Source organism: Commensalibacter sp. ESL0382, from assembly GCF_009725775.1.
GTDB lineage: Bacteria > Pseudomonadota > Alphaproteobacteria > Acetobacterales > Acetobacteraceae > Commensalibacter > Commensalibacter melissae.
Genome location: NZ_WNII01000009.1, coordinates 246325 through 270329, shown reverse-complemented (window position 1 = coordinate 270329; position 24005 = coordinate 246325). Strand labels below are relative to the sequence as shown.

The window sequence follows — 24005 nt, the reverse complement described above, 5'->3', positions numbered from 1 at the left end:
ATAAACTGCTTGATACACATCTTAGTTTAAAAGCGCAAGTGGTCAAATGCAAAAAAATAAAATATTTTAATATAATCATTCTTTTTTTTCCGTTAGCAAGGTTATTTAGTGCCAATTCATAAAACAAAAATATATCATTTACAAAAACCTGATAATAATGTTTTACCGTTTTTAGTCAGCTCACCTCATTCTGGACAATTCTATCCAAAGAATTTGCTTGAACTAACAAGATTACCCTTGGATGAATTACGCAAGAGTGAAGACAGTTTTGTCCATGAACTTTTTCATCATGTATCTAATTATGGTGGAAGTTTGTTAAATGCAGAATTATCCCGTATTTTCTGTGATCTCAATCGATGGGCATGGGAACTTGATCCAAAAATGTTCAAAGAACAACTTCCCCCATGGTGTGATACAGAATCCGCTCGGGTAAAAAACGGAATTGGAACAGTTCATAAAATCAGCAATTCAGGAAAAGTTATTTTCAAATATTATCTTTCATTTACCCATATTGAAAAACTAGTTCAAAATTATTGGTTTTCCTATCATCAACAAATTAAAAATTTTATTCATAACTTTAAAAACCGTTTCAATGGAGGCATCATCCTCGATGTACATTCAATGCCATCCCCACGCATCCAAACCCCTGCCTTTGCAGATATAATATTAGGGGACAATTTTTCAAAAAGCTGTTGCCCGCTGTTAATAAACCAGACTGCTAGATATTTTCAATCAAAAGGCTTAACAGTGAAAAAAAATATACCTTATGCAGGAGGGTATATTACCAGTCATTATGGAAATCCTTTTAAAAATATTCATGTTTTACAAATTGAAATAAATAAAAAATTGTATTTGAATGAAGAATGTTTCCAACTCAATGAAAATTTTTTTAGAATTCAAAAAATTATGACTGAATTTCTGATTATGATTACCAGTCAATGGAAAGAATTTTTAAAAATTTAATTGTTACCAAAAAAAATTATTAATTGTCTTCGTTAATTTCCAGTTTATTTTGTTATATAATTAATTCAAATTTAATTTTAACCCATAAATATGATAAAGGCTTACAAGTGAAAATGAGTGATGCAACATCTACGCATGCTGAAGAACAACACAATTTTAGTGCAGAAGTTGAACGCCTTATGGATCTGGTTGTTCATGCACTTTATTCAGAGAGAGAAATTTTTTTAAGAGAATTAATTGCCAACTCTGCAGATGCATTGGATAGAAGACGTTTTGAATCGCTTACCAATCAAACAGTTGCCTTGCCCGATAAACCCCAAATAATTTTAACCGTTGATAAAAAGGAAAATTTATTAACGATCAGTGATGATGGTCTCGGTATGAGTAAGGATGAGATGATCCAAAATCTCGGAACCATTGCAAAATCAGGAACAAGAGCGTTTGAAAAACAGCTCAAGGATGCCAAACCCGAAGATCGTGTTAACCTCATCGGTCAATTTGGTGTTGGATTTTATTCAGCCTTCATGGTGGCGGATAAAGTAGAGGTGATTTCACGACGTGCCGGATCGGATGAAGCCTGGGCATGGAACTCTGAAGGTAAAGGCAAGTATAGTATCGCTTCCTCAACAAGAAATACACCTGGTACAGATGTTATTCTTCATATTAAAAAAGATGCTGAAGAATATTTGGAAAGCATACGACTGGAGAATATTATCCGTAAATGGGCAGATCATATTGCCTGGCCCATTACGATTAAACAGGATGACAAAGAAACATCCGCCAATGAAGGTCAAGCAATCTGGACAAAACCACGTGGCGATATTTCCGATGAACAACTAGATGAATTCTATCGTCATGTAACCCATTTATTTGACAAACCACTGGCTACGCTTTTATGGCATGCTGAAGGCGTGATTGAATTCACTTCTTTGTTATTTATTCCCGGAATGGTTTCTCCATTCGCACCAGTTGATCAAGAAAGAAAAAGCAAGGTACGATTGCATGTACGCCGTATGTTTATTACTGATGAAGCGGACATGCTTCCACCTTGGTTACGTTTCATTCAGGGGATTGTGGATACTGAAGATCTTCCCCTAAATGTATCCAGGGAAATGCTACAAAACACACCCGTTCTTGCACGTATTCGTAAGAACCTTGTTAACCGTGTGATAAGTGAATTAAAAAAACTTTCGGAAGATAAAGAAAAATATACAAAGTTTTGGGAACTTTTCGGGGCAATTCTTAAAGAAGGACTTTGGGAACCCAATGAAAACAATGATACAATTGCCAAAATCTCAAGATTCTATTCATCTACCGTTGATGGTTTGACAAGTCTTTCCGACTATGTGGAACGTATGAAAGAAAATCAGGAGGCCATCTATTTCTTGGCTGGAGATTCCCTTGAAGTCTTAAAAACCTCACCTCATCTTGAAGGTTTCAAGGCACAAGGAATCGAGGTCCTATTATTCACTGATCCTGTGGATGCTTTCTGGCCTGATCGGTTTGGAAAATTTGAGGAAAAACCTTTACGCAGCATTACCCGTGCCAAGAAAGATCTCGATAAACTTATGGGAAAAGAAGAAAGATCAAACAGCGAGGAAGAAGAAAAACTTTTAAAAACTTTGATGGAAAGTTTGAAAGACAAAATTACGGATGCTCGCATGACGACACGCCTTGTTGACAGTCCTGTAATTTTGGCTGCAAAAGAAGACGGTCCCGATTTACAGATGCAACGTTTAATGCGTCGTAACGATCGCTCAATTCCTTCAGCCCCACCTGTTCTGGAAATTAATCCAAATCATAATTTAATCAAATCTTTAATCAAGAAGGTAAATTCAGGCGAGAATATAGATGAAGCTGCATTTATACTGCTTGATCTTGCAAAAATACAGGATGGGGAAATGCCATCTGATCCAACATTATTTGCAAAACGTATTGCAGCCGCATTAGCATAATCCTAGATATATCAAAAATGGCGATGCATCAATGAATGCTCGCCTTTTTCAAAACCTTAAACAAGAAATATTTGGTCTATTTTTCAAAACAGAATTCAGCGCTTGGAAACGTTCTGGATCTGACTTCCATGGCATATGATTTGACTGCCTCTTCCATTGTTTGACCAATTTGGGCATACCGTTTAACAAATTTTGGTTTAAATCCTTGAAAAACACCAAAAATATCATCACATACCAAGACTTGACCATCACAGGCTGGAGAAGCACCTATTCCAATTGTAGGAATTGATAATTGTTCAGTAATTGTTTTTGCCACTGATTCAACCACTCCCTCCAAAACAATTGCAAAAGCACCCGCTTTGGCAATAGCATTACTATCTCGCATGACTTTTTCAATTTGTTTGGTGTTTCTTCCTGCAATTTTAAACCCACCCATGGTTTGAACAGCCTGCGGCATCAATCCAACATGTCCACAAACAGGTATACCTCTTTTGACAAGAAATTCAACGGTTTCGGCCATTTCCTCCCCACCTTCCAGTTTAACTGCTGCTGCACCCGTTTCCTGCAATATGCGTGCTGCGTTCCTAAAGGCTTGACGGGGATTTTCCTGATAGGAGGCGAAAGGTAAATCAATCATCACACACGCCTTTTTTGATCCACGCATAACAGCCTTGCCATGTTCGATCATCATTTCAATCGTCACGGCCAAAGTCGTGTCAAATCCGTAAATGACCATCCCGAGTGAATCACCCACGAGTAACAAATCAACATGAGGATCCACAATTTGTGCAACTGAAGCAGTATAGGCGGTCAAGGAAACAATTGGTTCCTTATTTTTTTTCGCCAATATCTGGGGAACAGTAATTCTTTTGATCTTATTCTCTATCATTCAAATCTCTATGATTTATAACTGATTAAACCTATTGTAAGATAATAATGACTATTTATTATTTATGATGTTTTAACCAGCTCGGTTAACAAATTATTTCAAAAAACTTTATTATAATTTTTTATTTTTATAATTGATCTACTTTTTCAACGCCATTGATCACTTTGATATGCTGTGCGAGAACGGGTGATACATTATAGTATCCTGGTAATAAAATTTCCACCTCTTGTTGCTGAACAAGATTGGGAATTAAAATGATTTTACCATTGCCTTTCTGCGTATTTTCCAACAATTTTGAAATTGTTTCTACAGCTTGGACGTCATCAATCCATATTTTGAGTTCCTTGACCAAACCGGATATCGCTGTTTCAAGATCTTCCACGTGATTTGCTGTTATACGCAAATTTTCTGCATCCAACCTTAAATCAACCGTTACGATAACCATTTTACCAATTACAAGCAAATCACGGAAACAGTTCAAACTTTCAGAAAAAAAAGTTATCTCACAGGCTCCAGTTTTATCCGATAATCCAACCCAAGCCATTTTGGTCCCTTTACGGGTAGGACGTTCCTTACAATTTAATATACAGCCAGCAAGTTTAATTCTTCCCTCTCCGGAACGAGCAATTGTTTCGAGATTATTTATCGGTTGTATTCCCAATTTGATCAGTAAAGCCCTAAACGAATCTAGTGGATGGGCTGTCATATGATAGCCTATTGCCTCAGCTTCCAAAGTTAACCGTTCAATTTCGGGCCATTCAGCCACACTGTTAATTTTTAACGGTTCTGCTATTTGTGCCGTGGCATTTTGAAATAATCCAATTTGGCCACTTGCTTTTTCCTCTTTTCGTGCATGGGCTCTCCGTAAAATCACTTCGGCTGATGCAAAAACCTTATGTCTGTTATTTTCGACTGAATCAAAAACACCCGCCTTGGCAAGATTTTCAAGTTGGCCCTTATTTAAATTCTGATAATCAATGCGTTCGGCAAAATCTGCAAGATTTTTGAAATCTCGACCATCCCGATCGTGAACCAAGGCTTCCATGGCGCTAAAACCCGCTCTTTTAACTGCAGCTAATGCATAGCGTATAGCCAAACTGCCATCAGGTTGTTTCTCAATTTCAAAATCAGCACCGGATTTGTTGATATCAGGAGGCAAGACAGAAATGCCAATTCTTTTGGCCTCTTGTCGAAGGATGGCTAACTTATCCGTCTTTTCTCGTGCCAGTGACATACACGCGGCAAAAAAAGCCACTGGATAATTCGCTTTCATCCATGCTGTCTGATAAGAAACCAGAGCATAAGCAGCAGCGTGGGATTTATTGAACCCATAATCAGCAAACCGCGCCATCAAATCAAATATCTCTATCGCTTTTTGCCGATCAATACCATTTTTAGTTGCACCTTCAGTAAAAATCTCACGCTGCTTATCCATTTCGGAACGAATTTTCTTACCCATTGCTCGACGTAAGAGATCCGCCCCTCCAAGACTGTAATTAGCCAATCTCTGGGCAATTTGCATGACCTGTTCTTGATAGACCATGATGCCATAAGTCTCTTCAAGAATATCCCTTATTTTTTCATGCGGTGATTGCCATTCCTCTCCATGCTTACGTCGACAATAATCGGGAATATTGGCCATCGGGCCTGGTCGGTACAAAGCGACAGCGGCAATCAGATCCTCTATACGACTGGGCTGCATTTGACGCAAAACATCACGCATCCCAGCGCCTTCAAATTGAAAAACTCCTCCGGATTCACCTCGACTCAACATTTCGTAAGTCAGGGTATCATCAAGTGGAATTTTCGAAAGATCAATATGTTGTCCCAACTTTTCCAGCATTTTAACGGCTCGCTGCAAAATCGTCAGGGTGGTTAATCCTAAAAAGTCAAATTTAACCAACCCAACCTGTTCGACAAATTTCATATTATATTGCGTAACAAGCATATCACTTTTCGGATCACGATAAAGCGGCACAAGTTCAACCAGCGGACGGTCCCCTATGACCACACCCGCTGCATGCGTACCTGCATGTCGGTATAATCCCTCCAACTGCAAAGCCACTTGTAAAAGACGATGTATATTTTCATCTGTTGCCTGCATTTCCTGTAATCTAGGTTCAGTTTCAATGGCCTGTTTCAAGGTAACTGGATGGGCGGGATTGTTTGGTATGAGTTCAGCAACCTTATTGACCATTCCGAAAGGAAATCCAAGAACACGACCAACATCACGAACAGCAGCACGCGCAGCCAATTTTCCAAAAGTTATAATCTGTGCCACCTGGTTGGTTCCATAGGCTTGTCTTACATATTCAATGACTTCATCTCGCCGGTCTTGACAAAAATCGATATCAAAATCCGGCATTGAAACACGTTCAGGATTCAAAAAGCGCTCAAACAGCAAATTAAAGCGCAAAGGATCCAAATCAGTAATCGTCAATGCCCAGGCCACCAAGGATCCTGCCCCAGATCCCCTTCCCGGTCCGACAGGAATATCATGTTCCTTGGCCCACTGAATAAAATCAGCAACTATAAGAAAATAACCTGAAAAGCCCATATTCTTGATAATATTTATTTCGTAATCAAGACGATCTACATATTTCTGGCGATGATCTTGTGTAAGATCGCAAATGGATATCAAACGTTTTTCCAGACCTGATTTTGCCATATGTTCAAGCGTATCCTCGGCCGTTGTCCCCGCCTTGATTTTTCTACTATGTGGCAGCATCGGTTTTCTTGTTTCTATTTTCACTGCACACCGTTTTGCGATTTCAATCGTGTTACTGCATGCTTCAGGAAGATCTGAAAACAGATTACACATCATTTCCGGAGGCTTGAACCAGTGTTCAGGTGTAACTCTCCAACGATCCTGTATATCAACAGTACATCCCTGCGCAATGCAAATTAGCGCATCGTGCGCCTCGTACAATTCAGGAGTCGGAAAAAAACATTCATTTGTTGCTACAAGGGGTAAGCCATACCGGTCTGCCAGATCGATTAAACCTGGCTCAACCGATTTTTCCTCAGCCAGATTATGACGTTGCAATTCAACAGCCAAACGCCCTGGAAAAGCTTTTGCAAACTGTTCAAGCAACATGGATGCATGCTTTTCCTGACCCTCAGATAATAATTGAAATATAGGCCCCCGTGTTCCACCAGTCAAAAGAATCAAACCCTCTGAATGTTCACATATTGTATCTACATTGACAAAGGGATCCGATGGATCTCCATTTAGAAAACCTTCTGATGAAAGAAATTGTAAATTCAACAATCCAATATCATTTTGAGCCAACAAAACAATTGGCCAATTTGTAATATGACGCGGTTGCTCACCTAAAACGGGAATACCGATCTGAGATCCAATAATCGGCTGTATGCCTGCTTCAACACAGGTTTTTGAAAATTCTAATGCCCCAAACAAATTTCCTGTATCCGTAATTGCGATAGCTGGCATGTTCATTGTCTTGGCCAGCTTAACCATTTGAGGTATGCGAATAGCCCCCTGACTTAGTGAATATGCAGAATGGCTACGAAGATGGATAAAAGAGGCAAGAGACATCTATTTTTATACCTTATTATAAATGACAAGGAATTATTTTGCCCTCATGCAAGGTAACAACCCGATCCATTTTGGTGGCTAGGCAATGATTATGAGTAACGATCAAAGCTGTCAAACCTTCACTACGTACAACCTGTAACAGCAAATTAAAAACATGCTCGGAATTCTTTTCATCTAAATTTCCCGTTGGTTCATCCGCCAATAGAATTTTTGGTGAATTTACCAAAGCCCGTGCAATTGCAACCCGCTGTTTCTCTCCACCAGACAACTTTCCTGGGTAATGATCGACACGATGACCAAGACCAAATTTCTTTAACCAGTCCCTACCTATATTTACCGCTTTCGTTTTAGATCCCCTTGCTATCAATTGTGGTATCAAAACATTTTCCAAGGCAGTAAATTCAGCAAGCAAATGATGAAACTGATAAACAAATCCTATTGAATTTAATCTTAATTGCGTTCTTTCCCGATCATTCAATCTGGAAGATTTTCGACCTTGAATAATAATTTCGCCCTTTTGGGGTTTTTCAAGCAATCCAGCAATATGCAACAAGGTTGATTTACCCGTACCAGAAGGAGCAATCAGGGCAACAATTTCACCATGATTGAGCGTAAAATCAGCATTGTGCAAAATTTGAAGGTTCTCATCACCACTTTTATAGGCATGTGAAATTTTATCTAACTGGAGGACAACTTGATTATTCATTTCTCAATGCCTCAACTGGATCCGTTTTTGCTGCTTTCCAAGATGGGTATAATGTCGCCAGTAAAGAAAGGAACAGAGCCATTGACATAACCTGTATCACATCTGACCAATCTAACTTAGCCGGCAAATGTTCAAGATAATAAACCTCAGAATTAAATAGATTTGTTCCCGTGATTTTTTGCAAACCCTGACGTATATGTTCTATATTTTTACAAAATAAAATTCCCAATACAGTTCCTATCAGTGTTCCTGTTACCCCAACAGATGCCCCGCACATCAGGAATATCCGCATTATCGCACCACGTGATGCCCCCATGGTTCTAAGTATGGCAATATCACGTGTTTTATCCTTGACCATCATAATCAAAGAGGATATGACATTAAAAGCAGCAACCAAGATAATTAACGCCAGAATAAGAAACATCACATTCTGTTCAACTTGCACTGCTCCAAAAAAAGCATTGTTGCTCTGAGTCCAATCAACAAATTTCAGATTATCATTTCTAAACGAATTCTCAAGTTGATGCGTAACAGCTTGAATATGGGTTGAATCATTCGAGAATATCTGGATTCCTGTTACCTCATCATCAAGCTGAAAATATTTCTGTGCTGCCCGCATCGGTAAAAAAACATAACTGGAATTATATTCATGCATACCAGAATCAAAAATACCAATAATTCTATAGGATTTGATTCTGGGAATATTACCCATTACTGTTGCGGACCCTTTAGGTGAAATTAAAGTTAACCTTGAACCAACTCCCAGATTTGCTTGCTCAGCAAGAGTTTCACCAATAATGATGACATCATCGCCTTGAAATTGTTTCAAAACTGTTGGATCGAGAGTTTTGCTAATGACTTTAAGTTTTTTCAAACCAGAAGCTGCCATTCCCCTAACCATTCCACCAGAGTTGAAATTTCCAGCACTTATCAACACTTGTCCTTCAATAAAGGGAATGGCAGATGTAATATGGGGCATTTGTTCAATTCTGTTGGATAAATTATTATATCCCCTTAAAGAGGTTGGCCCATCATAAGATTGACTGTATACACTCAAATCTCCATTCAAGCCTAGTATACGTCCTAATAAATCAGCCTTGAAACCATTCATGACAGCCATGACGACTATTAATGTTCCAACACCCAAGGCTATTCCTATTAATGAAAAAATAGCTATTATTGAAACAAAACGCTCGCCTTTTCTAGCACGAAGATATCGTTTTGCAACCATTCTTTCAAAAGAGCCAAACATAAATACATTACCTTTGATAAGAGGAAATATAATTCATCACCTGTTCTATAGATACTTCCGTTCTTTCGCCGGTTTCACGACGTTTAATTTCGACAACATTATTACCTATCCCTCTTGGACCGATAATAATTTGCCAAGGGTGCCCCATCAAATCAGCATCTGCAAATTTCACTCCAGCCCGTTCATCACGATCATCATATAAAAACTGTTCTTGATCCATTTTATACAATGCTTCACAAGCATCCTTACAAGCTTGATTCTTCAATCCCAAATTAATAATCACGGCTTTGAAAGGAGCAATAGCATCTGGCCATATTATCCCCTGATCATCATGTGATGATTCAATTATTGCCCCGACAAGACGGGAAACCCCAATACCGTAAGAACCCATATGAGGATTTATTTTGTAACTATCAGGTCCTATCACAGAAACATTCATTGCTTCTGTATATTTTGTACCAAAATAGAAGATTTGACCTACCTCAATTCCACGCCCTTCACAGCGTCTGGATTCTGGAACTTTTTGCCATTCATTCTGATCATGTTTTTCATCAGTGGCGGCATAAAATCGTGTCATACGTTGGAAGAAAGCGGCCAAGGATTCCTTATCATTTATATCAACCGGCATTTCAAGCCAGTTCTGTTCCGTGAAATCAGAATCAAAATAGATCCCGCTTTCACCCGTAGGTGCCAGAATAATAAATTCATGGCTTAAGTCCCCGCCTATCGGACCTGTATCAGCCAACATTGGAATTGCTTTTACACCAATTCTTTGAAATGTCCTGAGATAAGAAAGCATCATTTTATGATAGGTTACAACAGCATCTTCATAATTAAGATCAAAACTGTATCCATCTTTCATATAGAATTCCCGCCCGCGCATCACGCCGAAACGTGGACGAATTTCATCCCTGAATTTCCACTGAATCTGGTATAAAAGCTGTGGAAGCTCTTTATAGGACTTTATAAATTGTCCAAATATATCGGTTATCATTTCTTCATTCGTGGGACCATATAAAAGATCACGTTTGTGACGATCAACAATACGAAGCATTTCCGGTCCATAAGCATCATAACGCCCAGAACGTTTCCATAAATCCGCCGATTGCAAAGTTGGCATCAAAACTTCCTGTGCATTGATAGCATTTTGTTCTTCCCTCACAATTCTCGATATATTGTCAAGAACTCTCAAGCCCAAGGGCAGCCATGCATAAATGCCAGAAGACATTTGCCGAACCATCCCTGTTCTTAACATGAGACGATGAGAGATAATTTGAGCTTCAGCTGGATCTTCTTTTAAAGTTGGAAGAAAACTGGACGATAGACGCATATTTATCCTATTAAAACCATATTTTTATGAAACATTACAATCGATCAATATTACTCAATATCAACAGAATATCACAACCGTATGACGTGAACCTCGATAAGCGGTTTTTTACCAAGCTTACGCCCCAGAATACGTCTTAGTATTGATTTCGATTTGTCAATTAATTCTTCGTCATTCAACCGAACTATTCTTGGCAATTGTTCAATTGCATCGGCAAAATTATCAATAATCAGATCACAATCATCATACTGATCCAGTAAACCGGGCGCGCTTATATTTGGATCACTCAACAACATACCCTCATCATCCACTGCAAAACTTGCAACAATAACACCGTTATAAAGCATGCGTCGACGTGCCGCCAATACGTTCCCATCTATGGATAAAAGCCTGTTTCCATCAACTGTCAAGCGGCCATAAGGTACACTATTTACAATTTTGGTTGGTCCTGGTGCCAATTGAATGATATCTCCATCCTCCAGCAGGATAGGTTCAGAGTTACAAGATTTTGCAATTTCCGCCTGTGCATTCAAATGAACCCACTCACCATGAACAGGAATGCCGTATTTTGGTTTTACCAGTTTATATAATTCTGTAACTTCATCATGACTGGCATGTCCTGAAACATGAACCAAATGATCTACGGATGTTATTACCCTGACCCCACGACGCACCAGATTATCCTGTACACGCATGATTGCCAATTCATTACCGGGAATTGTACGACTGCTGTAAATAACAGTATCTCCAACACCAAAAGATATATGTTGATGTGTATCATAGGAAATACGGGTTAAGGCTGATCTTTCCTCACCTTGACTTCCCGTAATAATGAATACAACATTTTCCTGATCAATTTCATTCATATTCTGTTCCGTATAAAACGGAGGAATATCACGAAAATATCCATTTTCACGTGCTGCAATTTCAATATTCTGCAAAGAGCGGCCAATAATTACCACAGGGCGATTTGCCTGTTTTGCTGCATAAGCAATCGTCTCGATCCTTGAGACATTACTTGCGAAACAAGTTACTGCAACTCTTCCCCTGATATTGGCAATAAGATCAACCATGCTTTTTCTGACGGCACCCTCTGATTCAGGCGCACGTCTGACAATCGCATTCGTACTATCACAAATCATTGCCAAAACACCTTCATCACCTATCTCGGCAAATTTTGAAAGATTTGTTGGATGACCTATTACAGGATCAGGATCGAATTTCCAGTCACCTGTATGTAATACTGTTCCATAAGGAGTGCGAATTACAACACTTTGCGCTTCAGGTATAGAATGCGTTACAGGTATAAATTCCAGATCAAATTCCCCAATTCTGATACGGGCTCCAATATCAATCAGATGAATTGTGACATCATTTAGTAAGTTAGCCTCTCTCAATTTTCTTCTAATAATTGAAGCGGCAAACGACGTTGCATAGATTGGACACTCCAATGCTTCCCAAAGATATGTTATCGCACCGATATGATCTTCATGTGCGTGAGTGATAACCAATCCTAACAAACTATCTTTATATCGAATAATGAACTCAGGATCAGGCACCAGAATATCGGCTTCCGGCATGTCGTTACCACTAAAACCAATGCCACAATCAAATGCAAGCCATGACCCATTAAGACGATATAAATTAAAATTCATACCAATTTCACCTGTTCCTCCTAAGGGAAGAAAGGCAAAATCGTTTGCAGTTTCATTCATGTTTATCCTTTTTATTATTTTTACTATGATGTTTTATTACGATTTGCAAGCAATCTTAATCCTTCTAACGTTAATTCCAGACTAATTTTTTCAAAAATATCGGTACCTTCTGCCAATAAGGATGCCAATCCGCCTGTTCCTATAACGCGATAGGAACAATTAGCTTCGGCTCCAATCCTTTTTATGATACCCTCAATAAGACCTATATATCCCCAATATATACCTGATCGCATTGCGTTAACTGTTTCTTTACCTATTACGGAAATGGGTTTCGTTATACCGATCTTTGGTAATCGAGCTGCGGCTTTATGTAGAGATTCCAAAGATAAAGTGAGACCGGGTGAAATAATTCCTCCGCAATAATTTCCTTTTTCATCAATAACATCAAATGTTGTGGCTGTCCCTAGATCCACAACAATTAAAGGACCCCCAAATAGAGTATGAGCTGCTAGGCCATTTAGCAAACGATCAACACCCACTTCATGAGGGTTATCAATTAAAATTTTGAATCCCCAATCCAGATCAGATGAAGCGATAAGAGGTTCGACGCCAAACCATTGTCGACACAATAATCTCAATTGATATAAAATCGGGGGAACAACAGTACCAATGATAATGTTGTCAATCTGATCAGTTTTTATCCCACATGCTTGCAGTAAAATAAGTAATGTCGCGGCGTATTCATCTGATGTATGGTTGGGAATTGTACTCATTCGCCATGAACCCACCCATTTTTCACCATTATGTATAGCAAATACAACATTGGTGTTGCCCGCATCAATGACCATTAACACGCTTTAACAATCCTGAAAATTATCTAACCAAAAAACTTCACCCGTAGAGAAACTTCGCATTTCCTTTACAGTTTGTAATAATAGTAACCCATGTTCATCAATACCACAATAAATTCCTTCCCAACTATTTTGCTGTAAATTTACAGTTAATTTTGAATTTAAAGGTATTGATTTCTTTATCCATGCCTCACGTATAATTTTTTCTTGGTCATTTGTTAAAAAATTTATCCAGTAATCAAAATAATATATAATTTTCTTTGATAACTCTTTTGCTAAGGGTGGTTTAGTTACAAAATCTTTTAAACAACCCAATTTTCTATTCAAATCAGGATAACTATTGATATTGACACCAAAACCCATAACCAACCATTCTAATTGACTGGTCTTGGAAATATTGCTTTCAATTAGAATTCCACCAATTTTCCTGTTTTTATACAATAGATCATTAGGCCATTTAATAAATAATTCATGATCGACTTTGCTGTAAAATCTTACAGCATCATAAAGAGATAATGCTGCAACAAACGGAATCCAATTCAATTTTATATTCGATGATCTTGGCCAATATAATAAAGAAAAAGCTAAATTACCCTGAGGCTCGATCCATTTGCGCCCACGGCTTCCCCGTGGTGATGACTGAGAGTCAGCCAAAACAGCCAGATCGGTTTTATTTCCTAATCTGGCAATCTCAATGCAGTGATCATTGGTAGACGATAACGTGGAATAATGTTCAAATTTCCAGAACCTTCTTTTTTCCACGTCTAGACACTTGAATGATTAATTAAACAAAGATTTAGCTGCAATGCGTCCAACATGCATCATTGGACCCATAAATATGATAAAAATTACTGTTAACGCGCTCATACCAAAGGACATAAAAGAAATTGATAATGAACGATGATCAAGTTGTCCATGAGATCTGTCCATGAAAATGATCTTAACAATCCTAAGATAGAAAAAAGCACTTAAAACGCTGGCAACAATTCCAACTGTTGCAAGTACATATAAATGTACCTGAATAGCTGCCCAAAAAACCATAAATTTACCAAAGAATCCTGCAAGTGGCGGAACACCTGCCATACTAAACATGAAAATTGCCATAGCAACCGCTATGCCCGGATCACTTTTACCAAGTCCGGCCAAATCATTAATGTTTTCTACAACCTTACCTTTTCGAGTCATAGATGTAATCACGGCAAAAGTTCCGACATTCATGAAAAGATAAGTTGTCAAGTAAATGATCGTTCCCAAAACGCCATTTGAATTTCCTGCGGCTAATCCAACCATTGCATATCCCATATGTGCAACTGAAGAATAAGCCATCATTCTTTTAATATTTAATTGAGATATAGCACCAATACTTCCAATAATTATGGATAACAATGATATAACTTCAATCAAAAACTGCCATTGATAGGATAGGGTTCCAAAAGGTCCCGTCATTAACCGTAAAAATAATGCAAAAGCTGCAAATTTTGGCGACGTCGAAAGAAAGGTTGCAACAGGCGTTGGAGCACCTTGGTAAACATCCGGTGTCCACATATGAAAAGGTACTGCAGAAATTTTAAAGCATATTCCGATTAAAACAAAAACCAGTCCAACGACAAATCCCATATTATTATAATTTGCCGCTACGATGACTTTATGAACATTGTTATATTCCATATTTCCAGCTGCGCCATAAAGCATTGAAATACCATAAAGTAAAATTGCAGACGCGACTGATCCCAAAATGAAATATTTTATCCCAGATTCAGCTGATAACGGATTGTTACGATCAATTGCACATAAAATATATAAAGATAACGAAGATAACTCCAGTCCAAGATACAGGCTCATAAGATTATTGGAGGAGACCATAACCATTGCACCGACCGTGGAAAAAATGATCAACGCTATAAATTCAAAATATGTTGTTTTATTTTTTTTATTAAAATCCAAGGACAAAATAATTGTTAATAAACCTGCAATAAGAACCAGCAATTTCATGTAACGGGAAAATTCATCATTTACAAATAACCCGTAATATGCCAACCCATTTGCATTGGTTAACGTTAAAAATCCCGCGGCAATAAATATTGCCGTGGAAAAAATGGCAGAGGGAAAAAAGGAATTTTCCTTTTTTTGCAGCGCCCCGAATAACAATATAATAAGACCACCAATTGTTAATACAATTTCTGGAATAGCAAGCGTCCAATTCATCGGATTTATCCTGACTTAACTTAATATCATTGATAGATCAGGAAAGTGGCGACGATAACCACCAACCCAATTGCCATGGTAAAAGCATATAAAGCAAAAGAACCATTTTGAATCCAGGATATCCCTTTGGCAGAACGATTTGTAAATTGCGCCAATATGACAGGAAATTCCTGGATAATATCTTTTTCACCAATTTTCCATAATGCCTTAGACAAAGCTGCATAAGGACGGATAATTATTACATCGTAAAGTTTATCAAAATACCATGCATTTAATAGAAAACGGTAAAACCCCTTCATTGACTGAGCTAATGATATAGGGATATTCGGATTAACTATATAACATAAATAAGCGATTAAAATACCCAGTATACCAAGTATAAGTGGCATTAATGCAATAATTGCAGGTGTATGTTGCTCAATAATCATATGCAAATTATCTGAAACATTAACAATTGAACCTCCCCAAAATATAATTTGTTGAGAACCTATATAATAAGGATATAGGATAATGCCTCCAATAATTGATGAAACACCAAGTATAATCATGGGTAAAGTCATAGAGAAAGGAGATTCTTTTGCATGATCATAATTTTCCTTATGTTTTGGTTTTCCATGGAACACAAGAAACAACATCCGCCAGCTATATAGGCTTGTAAGAAACGCAGTTAATAACAATACAACCCAAGCCGCATATCCCAAGGAAGATTGGGTTGCCCAAACAGCTTCCAGAATGGCATCTTTTGACCAGTAACCTGCAAATGGATATATTCCACCCAATGCTAGACAGCCTATCCACATCAATATGCAAGTCAAAGGTAATTTTTTATACAATCCACCCATCTTGAACATATCCTGTTCATCATGAAGCGCGATAATCACTGATCCCGCACCAAGAAACAACAATGCCTTGAAAAAAGCGTGTGTCGTTAAATGGAATACTGCAATTTGATAGGTTCCCACACCAACTGCGACAAACATATATCCAAGCTGAGAACAAGTTGAATAAGCAATGGATTTCTTAATATCTGATTGTACCAAAGCAACAGAACCGGCAAATAATGCTGTTAATGATCCTATAACAATAATGAATATCTTAACATGTGGAGCCAATTCAACCAGGGGTGACATTCTTGCCATCAAGAATACACCTGCTGTCACCATAGTTGCGGCATGAATAAGTGCGGAAACTGGCGTTGGTCCTTCCATTGCATCCGGTAACCATACATGAAAAAACAATTGGGCAGATTTTCCCATGGCCCCGACAAATAGCAGGAATGCAATAAATTCATATATCTGGAAATCAAAACCCAATAAATGATAATGCAGTTGAACTAAATCAGGTAATTTTTGAAATATTTCATTATAAAAAACCGAACCGGTCGTGATAAAAAGCAAACTAATGCCTACGAGAAAAAATAGATCCGCAATACGATTTACAACAAAAGCCTTGATTGCGGCTGATATAGCTGCTGGACGCATATACCAGTATCCAATAAGTAAATAACTGCATAAACCTACCCCTTCCCAGCCAAAAAACAATTGAACCAGATTATTAGAGGTAATCAAGGCAATCATACTGAATGTAAATAAAGATAAATATGCAAAAAAACGATAAGTTGGCATCGTGTCATGCGACATATATCCCATACTATAGATATGGATTAACAAGGATATGCTTGATACCATCGTCAACATGGCAACAGACAAACTGTCCAGTTTCAAATACCAGTTAATATGAAAATTACCGGCATTGATCCACTCCATGAAATGAACAACTTGACTATCCATATGATTGGCAAAAAATTGCCAAGTTACAAGCCATGCACATGTAACCGATATGGACATTCCAAGAATAGAAATAAACTTCGCAAATGAATCACCGATTATCCGCCCCATTAACCCTGCGCATAAAAAACCAGCCAAGGGTGAGATAACAGCTGTAATAAATAATGATGATGTCATTTCTTTACCCCTTCATCATCATCGTATCTTGCACTTCCACCGACCGACGATTACGATAAAATACCATAATAATGGCAAGTCCGATGGCAGATTCTGCAGCGGCGACTGTAAGGCTAAACATAACCATAATCTGCCCTGTTAAATTGCTATATAAAGAAGAGAATGCAATTAAATTAAGATTTGCAGATAAAAGCATCAATTCAATAGACATCAATATAACAATTAAATTCTTCCGATTAGCAAAAATACCAAACAGACCAATTGAAAATAAAATACCACTGACAATCATATAGGGAGCAAGCCCCACAGAATTTAAAATATTCATTTCATTTGCTCCCTTTGTTGTCTTTTTTCAGTAATATCGGTTTTATCACCAGGTTTTGGACCGAAGGAATCCTCTTGTGCAACACCATAATAAGTCTCTTTGGGACGAAGGAAACCGCCAATATCCTGAATGCTTTTATTCAAGGGCACATCACGAATTTCCAGAGTTTGGCTTGGTTCGCGCATATGTTGGCGCATAATGTTCTGTCTACGGTTTTTAGGATTTTTATGCAGGGTCAAGACAATTGCACCGATCATTGCAACAAGCAGGATTAATCCACAAATCTGGAATAACAAAACATAATGCGTATATAAAATATCCCCCAATGCTTTGGTATTCGAAATATCATGCAACGCAGAATTTTGACCCCTGCTTATCAATTCAGGATCAACATGCCAATGGATGGCAATCATAATAAATTCAACGACAAGAATAAAAGCAATGATACAACCCACAGGCATGTAACGTTGCATTCCTTCCTTTAACTGGACCAGCTCTATTTGCATTGTCATTACAATAAACATAAACAGAACCATGACTGCACCAGCATATATGGCTATCAAAAGTATAGCCAAAAATTCGGCACCGGCCAGCATAAACAATCCAGCGGCATTACAGAATGCAAGAATTAGAAATAGGGCTGCATGAACTGAATTTCGAACAAAAACAACCATCGATGCTGATAGTAGCAAAATTATTGCGAAAATATAGAAAAGAATAATCGGTGTCATTATCCTAATTCCTGATCAAAGATCTTTATAAGACCCGATATATAAATTAATTTATTCATTTTAAATGTTTCCTGCCTCACCGATATGGAGCATCCTGCTCCAGTCTTAATGCCAAGGCACTTTCCCATTGATCCCCATTAGACAATAATTTGCTTTTGTCGTACATCAACTCTTCCCGAGTTTCAGTGGCGAATTCGTAATTGGGTCCTTGAACAATCGCGTCAACAGGACATGCTTCCTGACATAACCCGCAATAGATGCATTTTGTCATATCTATATCATACCGGGTAGTTCTTCTCGAACCATCATTCCGCTCTTCAGCCTCAATGGTAATTGCTTCAGCCGGACACGTTGCCTCACACAATTTGCACGCAATGCAACGCTCTTCTCCATTGGCATAACGACGCAAGGCATGCTCCCCTCTAAACCGTGGTGAGAGAGGACTTTTTTCATAAGAATAATTGATTGTTGCCTTCGGTTTGAAGAAATAACGTAGTGTTATTCCCAGTCCAGTCAACAATTCTGATAATAAAAAAGACCGTGCGGTTCTATCAATAAAACCCATTAACCAGCTCCTCCATATATCCCTACGCCGGTTACCATTACAAACGCAGCGGTAAGCACAACCCATATTAATGAAAAGGGTAAGAATATTTTCCAGCCTAATCGCATTAACTGATCATAACGGTATCTTGGAAACGCGCTTCTTACCCATATAAAACAGAATAGACAAAATAAAACTTTAATTATCATCCAGAAAGGTGCAGGTATCCAGGTAAACGGCACACAATCAAAGGGTGGCAACCATCCACCTAAAAATATGATGCTGGTAATTGCAGACATCAAAATCATGTTGCCATATTCAGCCAGAAAAAATAATCCGAAGGCCATTGAGGAATATTCCACAAAAAAACCTGCCACCAGTTCACTTTCACCAACTGAAAAATCAAAAGGTGGACGATTGGTTTCAGCTAAACATGAAATAAAGAAAATAATGAACATGGGAAACATTGGCAGGAAAAACCAGACATGTTTTTGTGCCAGGACAATATCGTTCATATTTGCACTACCAACAAGCAACAGTACGGAAACGATAACAAGTCCAATTGAGACTTCATATGATATCATCTGTGCCGTGGCACGCATGGCCCCCAATAAAGAGTATTTCGAATTCGAAGCCCAGCCGGCCAACAAAGTTCCGTAAACACCCAAGGAGGAAATCGCCAATAGGTAAAGGATACCAATATTAAGATTTGCAACAGCCCAACCATCATTCACGGGAATTACCGCCCATGCGAATAGGGACAATGTAAAGACTAGAATTGGCGCGACAAAAAACAAGACCCTATTTGCCTTGGCAGGAATGATCGTTTCCTTAAAAATCATTTTAACCGCATCGGCAAAGGGTTGCAGCAAACCGAAAGGACCAACAACATTCGGACCTTTACGAAGCATAATTGCAGCCAAAACTTTACGTTCCAACCAAGTCAGATAAGCGACACCGACAAGCACTGGAACCAATAGTGCCAGTGTTTTTAATATAATCAGGATAACTGATCCGAGTAATGTATGAATAAAGAAATGTTCCATGATATCACTCCGCAGCTTTTGCCGATGAATTGGCACCACGTGTTTTTGAACATTCATGCATTGTGAGGCTGGCTCTACTGATTGAATTCGTTAAGAAATAATCTGAAATAATCGCCCTAAAAGATTGTTTTTCAATGTTTTTTTCTGAAATATTTATGGAAGAACACATCTGGTTTCTAACTACTCCCTTTTCCTTAAATACAGGATAGGACTGTGCCAGGCAAGTTCTTAACTCATATAAATTGGAATAAGGAAGATCAATATTCATTGATTGGGCAATTTCTGAAATAATTTTCCAATCTTCCCTGGCATTTCCAGGAGGTAAAATCGCCCTGTTACCCTGCTGAATTCTGCCTTCCGTATTAACATAAGTACCTGATTTTTCTGTATAAGCGGCTCCAGGTAAAATAATATCAGCACGTTTGGCAGACTGATCTCCATGATGTCCCTGATAAATCACAAAGCAATCGGCAGCCAATTTTGAAAGATCAATTTCATCTGCATCAAGCAACCACAAAAGATCCGTACCACCCGTAACCATCGAGCGTGCATCTTGTGAATCCGATTTAGGATAAAATTCCATATCCAGACCCGCAACACGAGCGGCTGCATGATGAAGGACATTGAATCCATTCCAATTTTCAGTTACGGCGCCAATTTTATGAGTTAAAGCCAAGGTTTTTTCAAATATTAATTTTGCATCTTCACGAACCAATGCCCCGTGTCCAATAATAATCATTGGGCGTTTCGCATTATTCAAAATTTCGTTAAAGGCAAGCTCATTTCGTAACAATGAATCAATTAAAGTTGGATCCTCTCCTAAATTCTCAATTTTATACGTAGGATCATCAATAAGTTCACCTATAAATGCAATTGGGAATTGTTCGGTAAGAGACAACCATCTTTTACGAATACGGGCATTCAAAACAGGTGCCTCTTGACGTGGAAAAGCACCTATCATCAATAAAGCATCGGCCTGCTCAATTCCTGCAATCGTACTATTGAAAACATAATGTCCACGATAAGAGGTATCGTAATATGCCCCATCTTGACGACAATCTAAATTGCTGACCCCAAGATCGTTCATCAAATTTTTTAATGCAAACATGCTTTCTGCATCACATAAATCGCCTGCAATGACGCCTATACGCTCTTTTTTGGTAGATTTTAATTTTTGGGAAACAACCTGGATTACCTCATCCCATGAAGTTTCGACAAGTTTGCCTTCTTTTTTTATCCATGGTCGATCCAGACGTCGCCGTTTCAAACCATCCAGAGAGAAACGACCCTTATCAGCAAGCCAACTTTCATTAACATCATCATTTTGACGGGGGAGAATTCTCAAAACCTCACTTCCTCGCACTTGTAAAGTTATATTCGTTCCCACAGAATCCATCACATCAATTGAATCAGTATTTTTCAGTTCCCACGAACGGTAACGGAACGCGGTTGGTTTGGCCGTTAAAGCTCCAACAGGGCAAACATCAATAAGATTTCCTGAAAGTTCTGTATTGATACCCTCTTCAAGAAAAGGGGTGATTTCAAGATTGGTACCCCGGTTGATTCCGCCAAGTTCTGCCGTACCAGCGATTTCATTCATAAAACGAATACAACGTGTACATTGAATGCAGCGTGTCATGACAGTGCGAACCAACGGTCCGAGATACTTATCAGTAACTGCCCTTTTTTCGTCCCTGAATCGTGAACATTCACGTCCATAACCTACTGCCTGGTCCTGTAAATCACATTCACCACCCTGGTCGCAAATAGGACAATCCAGAGGATGATTGATTAATAACAGTTCCATCGTACTGCGACGCGCTGCCCTGACCATTTCTGTGTTGGTCAAAACCTGCATTCCATTCATTACTGGCTGTGAGCATGATGAAACCAGAGGTTTACGAGAACCGGTTATCTCAACCATACACATTCTGCAGTTTCCAGCCACAGAAAGTTTTTCATGATAACAAAAACGAGGGATTTCCTTTCCTGCTGCCTCACAGGCCTGTAATACTGAAGAACCATTGGGAACATCCACAGGAATACCATCAACGATAACTTTTACCATAATTCCTTCCTATCCCAATACCGGCGTTCCAACAGGCACCTGGACCTGAACAGCACCACTATGGGTTTTCTTATAATCCATAATTCTTTGTTCCATCATTGGACGAAAATTACGAATTAATGCTTGCACGGGCCAGGCAACAGACATACCCATTGCACAGATTGTTGTGTTTTCAATCTGTTTAGTTACATCCATCAACATATCAATTTCTTCTATTTCTGCACGTCCCTCTGTCATTCTCTTCATGACCTTCAGCACCCAATTGGATCCTTCCCGACATGGCGTGCACTGACCACAGCTTTCATGTTTATAAAACTGAGAAATACGTGTAATCGCCCTAATAAGATCCGTTGACTTATCCATCACAACTATGCCAGCCGTTCCCAACCCGGACCCAACTTCACGCATACCGTCAAAATCCATTATAACGGTATCACACACTTCCTTGTTCAGCATAGGCATTGACGTGCCACCCGGAATAACAGCTAAAAGGTTATCCCATCCACCACGTACACCCCCGCCATGACGTTCAATAATTTCCTTCAAGGGCAATCCCAATGCCTCTTCAAATACACAGGGGGTTTGAATATGACCCGAAATCGCCATTAATTTTGGACCAGTATTGTTTTTACGCCCTATACTTGAAAACCAAACGGCTCCTCTACGCATTATTGTAGGGGTTACCGAAATGCTTTCAACATTATTGATCGTGGTCGGACAACCATATAATCCCTTACCCGCTGGGAAAGGTGGCTTCAGACGCGGCTGCCCCTTTTTGCCTTCAAGACTTTCAAGCTGGGCTGTTTCCTCACCGCAAATATATGCGCCTGCACCGCGATGAATATAAAAATCAAAATCCCAACCACTACCACAGGCATTTTTACCGATCAATCCCGCTTCATATGCCTCGTCAATGGCAACTTGCAGTCTGTTGGCTTCATTGTAATATTCACCACGAATATATATGTAGGCAACATGCGCGCCTATCGCAAAAGAGGCAAGCAATGCACCTTCAACAATTTTATGAGGCTCATGACGTAAAACTTCCCTGTCCTTGCAAGTGCCAGGCTCTGATTCATCCCCATTAATTACCAGATAATGAGGTAAGGGACCATCCCCTTTGGGCATAAACGACCATTTTAGACCTGTAGAGAAACCTGCGCCACCACGTCCCCTTAATCCTGAATCAATTACCTCTTTGACGATTTTTTCACGTCCCAAAGCTAAAATAGCCTTGGTATTATCCCAATCACCCCGTTTACGAGCACCTGCCAATTTCCAGTCATCCTGACCATGCAAATTGACATAAATACGGTCTTTAGATTCTAGCATCGTTTTTTGGCCTTTGAATTATCTGATAAGGAATGATCTTGACGCAAAGGAGCCGAATTAAAACGATTTAATGCAGATCCTGGAGGCGGTTTTTCCCCTCTTCTCAATGCATTAATTAACTCAATGGTTTTTGGACCATTCATGTCTTCATAATAATCATGATCAACCTGTAGAATAGGCGCATTTGCACAGGCACCCAAACATTCAACCTCGGAAAGCGTGAACAATCCATCTTCACTGGTTTGACCAAATTCCCTGATTCCTGTCGCTTTTTTACAGGCTTCAACCACTTCATCCGATCCCCTCAACCAGCATGGTGTTGTTCCACAAACTTGCAAATGATATTGCCCTATGGGTTCGAGGTTAAACATTGTATAAAATGTGGCAATTTCAAATACCCTCACAGGCGCAATTTCCAGACGTTTTGCAACAGCAGCCATAGCCGCCTTTGGCACCCAAGCACTTTTGGTCAAACGTTTCATCTGATCTTGAACGATATATAATAAAGGTATAACAGCACTTGCTTTTCTCCCTGCCGGATATTTTGCAAGCACCTTCTCTATCTGCATTTCACTTTCTTTATCAAAAGTGAAGTCAGATGGCTCAATATTCATTTTACTTTCTGACATT

The 24005-nt window shown here is 38.9% G+C and carries 19 protein-coding genes; 2 read left to right on the top strand and 17 right to left on the bottom strand.

Annotated elements, in window-relative coordinates; genetic code table 11:
- Nucleotides 1–108 precede the first annotated feature (108 nt).
- Entirely contained in the window at nucleotides 109–963 is an 855-nt protein-coding gene (locus GM552_RS04070) for an N-formylglutamate amidohydrolase (RefSeq protein ID WP_155565376.1), read from the top strand.
- 113 nt (nucleotides 964–1076) lie between these two features.
- The gene (htpG, locus tag GM552_RS04065) at nucleotides 1077–2918 is read left to right on the top strand and encodes a molecular chaperone HtpG (protein ID WP_155565375.1); all 1842 of its coding nucleotides are present in this window, start codon (nucleotides 1077–1079) and stop codon (nucleotides 2916–2918) included.
- A 76-nt stretch (nucleotides 2919–2994) separates the two neighbouring features.
- Here htpG and panB read toward each other — a convergent pair whose 3' ends face one another.
- The 17 genes from panB to GM552_RS03980 all read right to left on the bottom strand — a co-directional run bounded on the left by panB (nucleotide 2995) and on the right by GM552_RS03980 (nucleotide 24004).
- Entirely contained in the window at nucleotides 2995–3807 is an 813-nt protein-coding gene (panB, locus tag GM552_RS04060; RefSeq protein WP_155565374.1) for a 3-methyl-2-oxobutanoate hydroxymethyltransferase, read from the bottom strand.
- A gap of 127 nt (nucleotides 3808–3934) precedes the next feature.
- Nucleotides 3935–7366: a DNA polymerase III subunit alpha gene (dnaE, locus tag GM552_RS04055; protein WP_155565373.1), complete on the bottom strand. Its 3432-nt coding sequence runs from the start codon at nucleotides 7364–7366 to the stop codon at nucleotides 3935–3937.
- A 16-nt stretch (nucleotides 7367–7382) separates the two neighbouring features.
- Entirely contained in the window at nucleotides 7383–8072 is a 690-nt protein-coding gene (locus tag GM552_RS04050; RefSeq protein ID WP_155565372.1) for an ABC transporter ATP-binding protein, read from the bottom strand.
- Nucleotides 8065–9324 carry a lipoprotein-releasing ABC transporter permease subunit gene (locus tag GM552_RS04045; RefSeq protein ID WP_155565371.1) on the bottom strand — a complete coding sequence of 420 codons (1260 nt, stop codon included), beginning with the start codon at nucleotides 9322–9324 and terminating at the stop codon, nucleotides 8065–8067. The genes GM552_RS04050 and GM552_RS04045 overlap by 8 nt, the downstream gene beginning before the upstream one ends.
- Before the next feature lie 7 nt (nucleotides 9325–9331).
- Nucleotides 9332–10654: a proline--tRNA ligase gene (gene proS, locus GM552_RS04040; protein ID WP_155565370.1), complete on the bottom strand. Its 1323-nt coding sequence runs from the start codon at nucleotides 10652–10654 to the stop codon at nucleotides 9332–9334.
- 71 nt (nucleotides 10655–10725) lie between these two features.
- A complete protein-coding gene (locus GM552_RS04035) occupies nucleotides 10726–12369 on the bottom strand; it encodes a ribonuclease J (RefSeq protein ID WP_155565369.1) in 1644 nt (547 codons plus the stop codon).
- 23 nt (nucleotides 12370–12392) lie between these two features.
- Nucleotides 12393–13163: a type III pantothenate kinase gene (locus GM552_RS04030; protein ID WP_347400742.1), complete on the bottom strand. Its 771-nt coding sequence runs from the start codon at nucleotides 13161–13163 to the stop codon at nucleotides 12393–12395.
- Nucleotides 13164–13166: 3 nt separating this feature from the next.
- Nucleotides 13167–13922, bottom strand: coding sequence for a biotin--[acetyl-CoA-carboxylase] ligase (locus GM552_RS04025; RefSeq protein ID WP_155565368.1), 756 nt, complete (start codon nucleotides 13920–13922; stop codon nucleotides 13167–13169).
- Nucleotides 13923–13940: 18 nt separating this feature from the next.
- Complete coding sequence (gene nuoN, locus GM552_RS04020) at nucleotides 13941–15365, bottom strand: NADH-quinone oxidoreductase subunit NuoN (RefSeq protein ID WP_155565367.1); 1425 nt, start codon at nucleotides 15363–15365, stop codon at nucleotides 13941–13943.
- Between the two features lie 26 nt (nucleotides 15366–15391).
- Nucleotides 15392–17329, bottom strand: a complete 1938-nt coding sequence (gene nuoL / locus GM552_RS04015; protein ID WP_155565366.1) for an NADH-quinone oxidoreductase subunit L — start codon at nucleotides 17327–17329, stop codon at nucleotides 15392–15394.
- A 4-nt stretch (nucleotides 17330–17333) separates the two neighbouring features.
- The gene (nuoK, locus tag GM552_RS04010; RefSeq protein WP_110438948.1) at nucleotides 17334–17654 is read right to left on the bottom strand and encodes an NADH-quinone oxidoreductase subunit NuoK; all 321 of its coding nucleotides are present in this window, start codon (nucleotides 17652–17654) and stop codon (nucleotides 17334–17336) included.
- Nucleotides 17651–18385, bottom strand: coding sequence for an NADH-quinone oxidoreductase subunit J (locus GM552_RS04005; RefSeq protein ID WP_155565365.1), 735 nt, complete (start codon nucleotides 18383–18385; stop codon nucleotides 17651–17653). The genes nuoK and GM552_RS04005 overlap by 4 nt, the downstream gene beginning before the upstream one ends.
- A 76-nt stretch (nucleotides 18386–18461) precedes the next feature.
- Nucleotides 18462–18950: an NADH-quinone oxidoreductase subunit NuoI gene (gene nuoI / locus GM552_RS04000; RefSeq protein ID WP_155565364.1), complete on the bottom strand. Its 489-nt coding sequence runs from the start codon at nucleotides 18948–18950 to the stop codon at nucleotides 18462–18464.
- A complete protein-coding gene (gene nuoH / locus GM552_RS03995) occupies nucleotides 18950–19975 on the bottom strand; it encodes an NADH-quinone oxidoreductase subunit NuoH (RefSeq protein WP_155565363.1) in 1026 nt (341 codons plus the stop codon). Before nuoH ends, nuoI begins: the two co-directional genes overlap by 1 nt.
- Before the next feature lie 4 nt (nucleotides 19976–19979).
- Entirely contained in the window at nucleotides 19980–22043 is a 2064-nt protein-coding gene (nuoG, locus tag GM552_RS03990; protein ID WP_155565362.1) for an NADH-quinone oxidoreductase subunit NuoG, read from the bottom strand.
- Nucleotides 22044–22052: 9 nt separating this feature from the next.
- Nucleotides 22053–23375, bottom strand: coding sequence for an NADH-quinone oxidoreductase subunit NuoF (gene nuoF, locus GM552_RS03985; RefSeq protein ID WP_155565361.1), 1323 nt, complete (start codon nucleotides 23373–23375; stop codon nucleotides 22053–22055).
- Complete coding sequence (locus GM552_RS03980) at nucleotides 23369–24004, bottom strand: NAD(P)H-dependent oxidoreductase subunit E (protein WP_155565360.1); 636 nt, start codon at nucleotides 24002–24004, stop codon at nucleotides 23369–23371. The genes nuoF and GM552_RS03980 overlap by 7 nt, the downstream gene beginning before the upstream one ends.
- Nucleotide 24005: the final 1 nt, after the last annotated feature.

What these genes read in the sequence shown, in the direction of transcription:
- panB (WP_155565374.1), bottom strand. Translation starts at nt 3,807, where the DNA reads ATGATAGAGAATAAGATCAAAAGAATTACTGTTCCCCAGATATTGGCG.
- nuoK (WP_110438948.1), bottom strand. Translation starts at nt 17,654, where the DNA reads ATGAATATTTTAAATTCTGTGGGGCTTGCTCCCTATATGATTGTCAGT.
- nuoF (WP_155565361.1), bottom strand. Translation starts at nt 23,375, where the DNA reads ATGCTAGAATCTAAAGACCGTATTTATGTCAATTTGCATGGTCAGGAT.
- proS (WP_155565370.1), bottom strand. Translation starts at nt 10,654, where the DNA reads ATGCGTCTATCGTCCAGTTTTCTTCCAACTTTAAAAGAAGATCCAGCT.
- GM552_RS04035 (WP_155565369.1), bottom strand. Translation starts at nt 12,369, where the DNA reads ATGAATGAAACTGCAAACGATTTTGCCTTTCTTCCCTTAGGAGGAACA.
- GM552_RS03980 (WP_155565360.1), bottom strand. Translation starts at nt 24,004, where the DNA reads ATGTCAGAAAGTAAAATGAATATTGAGCCATCTGACTTCACTTTTGAT.
- htpG (WP_155565375.1), top strand. Translation starts at nt 1,077, where the DNA reads ATGAGTGATGCAACATCTACGCATGCTGAAGAACAACACAATTTTAGT.
- GM552_RS04050 (WP_155565372.1), bottom strand. Translation starts at nt 8,072, where the DNA reads ATGAATAATCAAGTTGTCCTCCAGTTAGATAAAATTTCACATGCCTAT.
- GM552_RS04045 (WP_155565371.1), bottom strand. Translation starts at nt 9,324, where the DNA reads ATGTTTGGCTCTTTTGAAAGAATGGTTGCAAAACGATATCTTCGTGCT.
- nuoG (WP_155565362.1), bottom strand. Translation starts at nt 22,043, where the DNA reads ATGGTAAAAGTTATCGTTGATGGTATTCCTGTGGATGTTCCCAATGGT.
- nuoL (WP_155565366.1), bottom strand. Translation starts at nt 17,329, where the DNA reads ATGACATCATCATTATTTATTACAGCTGTTATCTCACCCTTGGCTGGT.
- nuoH (WP_155565363.1), bottom strand. Translation starts at nt 19,975, where the DNA reads ATGGAACATTTCTTTATTCATACATTACTCGGATCAGTTATCCTGATT.
- dnaE (WP_155565373.1), bottom strand. Translation starts at nt 7,366, where the DNA reads ATGTCTCTTGCCTCTTTTATCCATCTTCGTAGCCATTCTGCATATTCA.
- nuoI (WP_155565364.1), bottom strand. Translation starts at nt 18,950, where the DNA reads ATGGGTTTTATTGATAGAACCGCACGGTCTTTTTTATTATCAGAATTG.
- GM552_RS04005 (WP_155565365.1), bottom strand. Translation starts at nt 18,385, where the DNA reads ATGACACCGATTATTCTTTTCTATATTTTCGCAATAATTTTGCTACTA.
- nuoN (WP_155565367.1), bottom strand. Translation starts at nt 15,365, where the DNA reads ATGAATTGGACGCTTGCTATTCCAGAAATTGTATTAACAATTGGTGGT.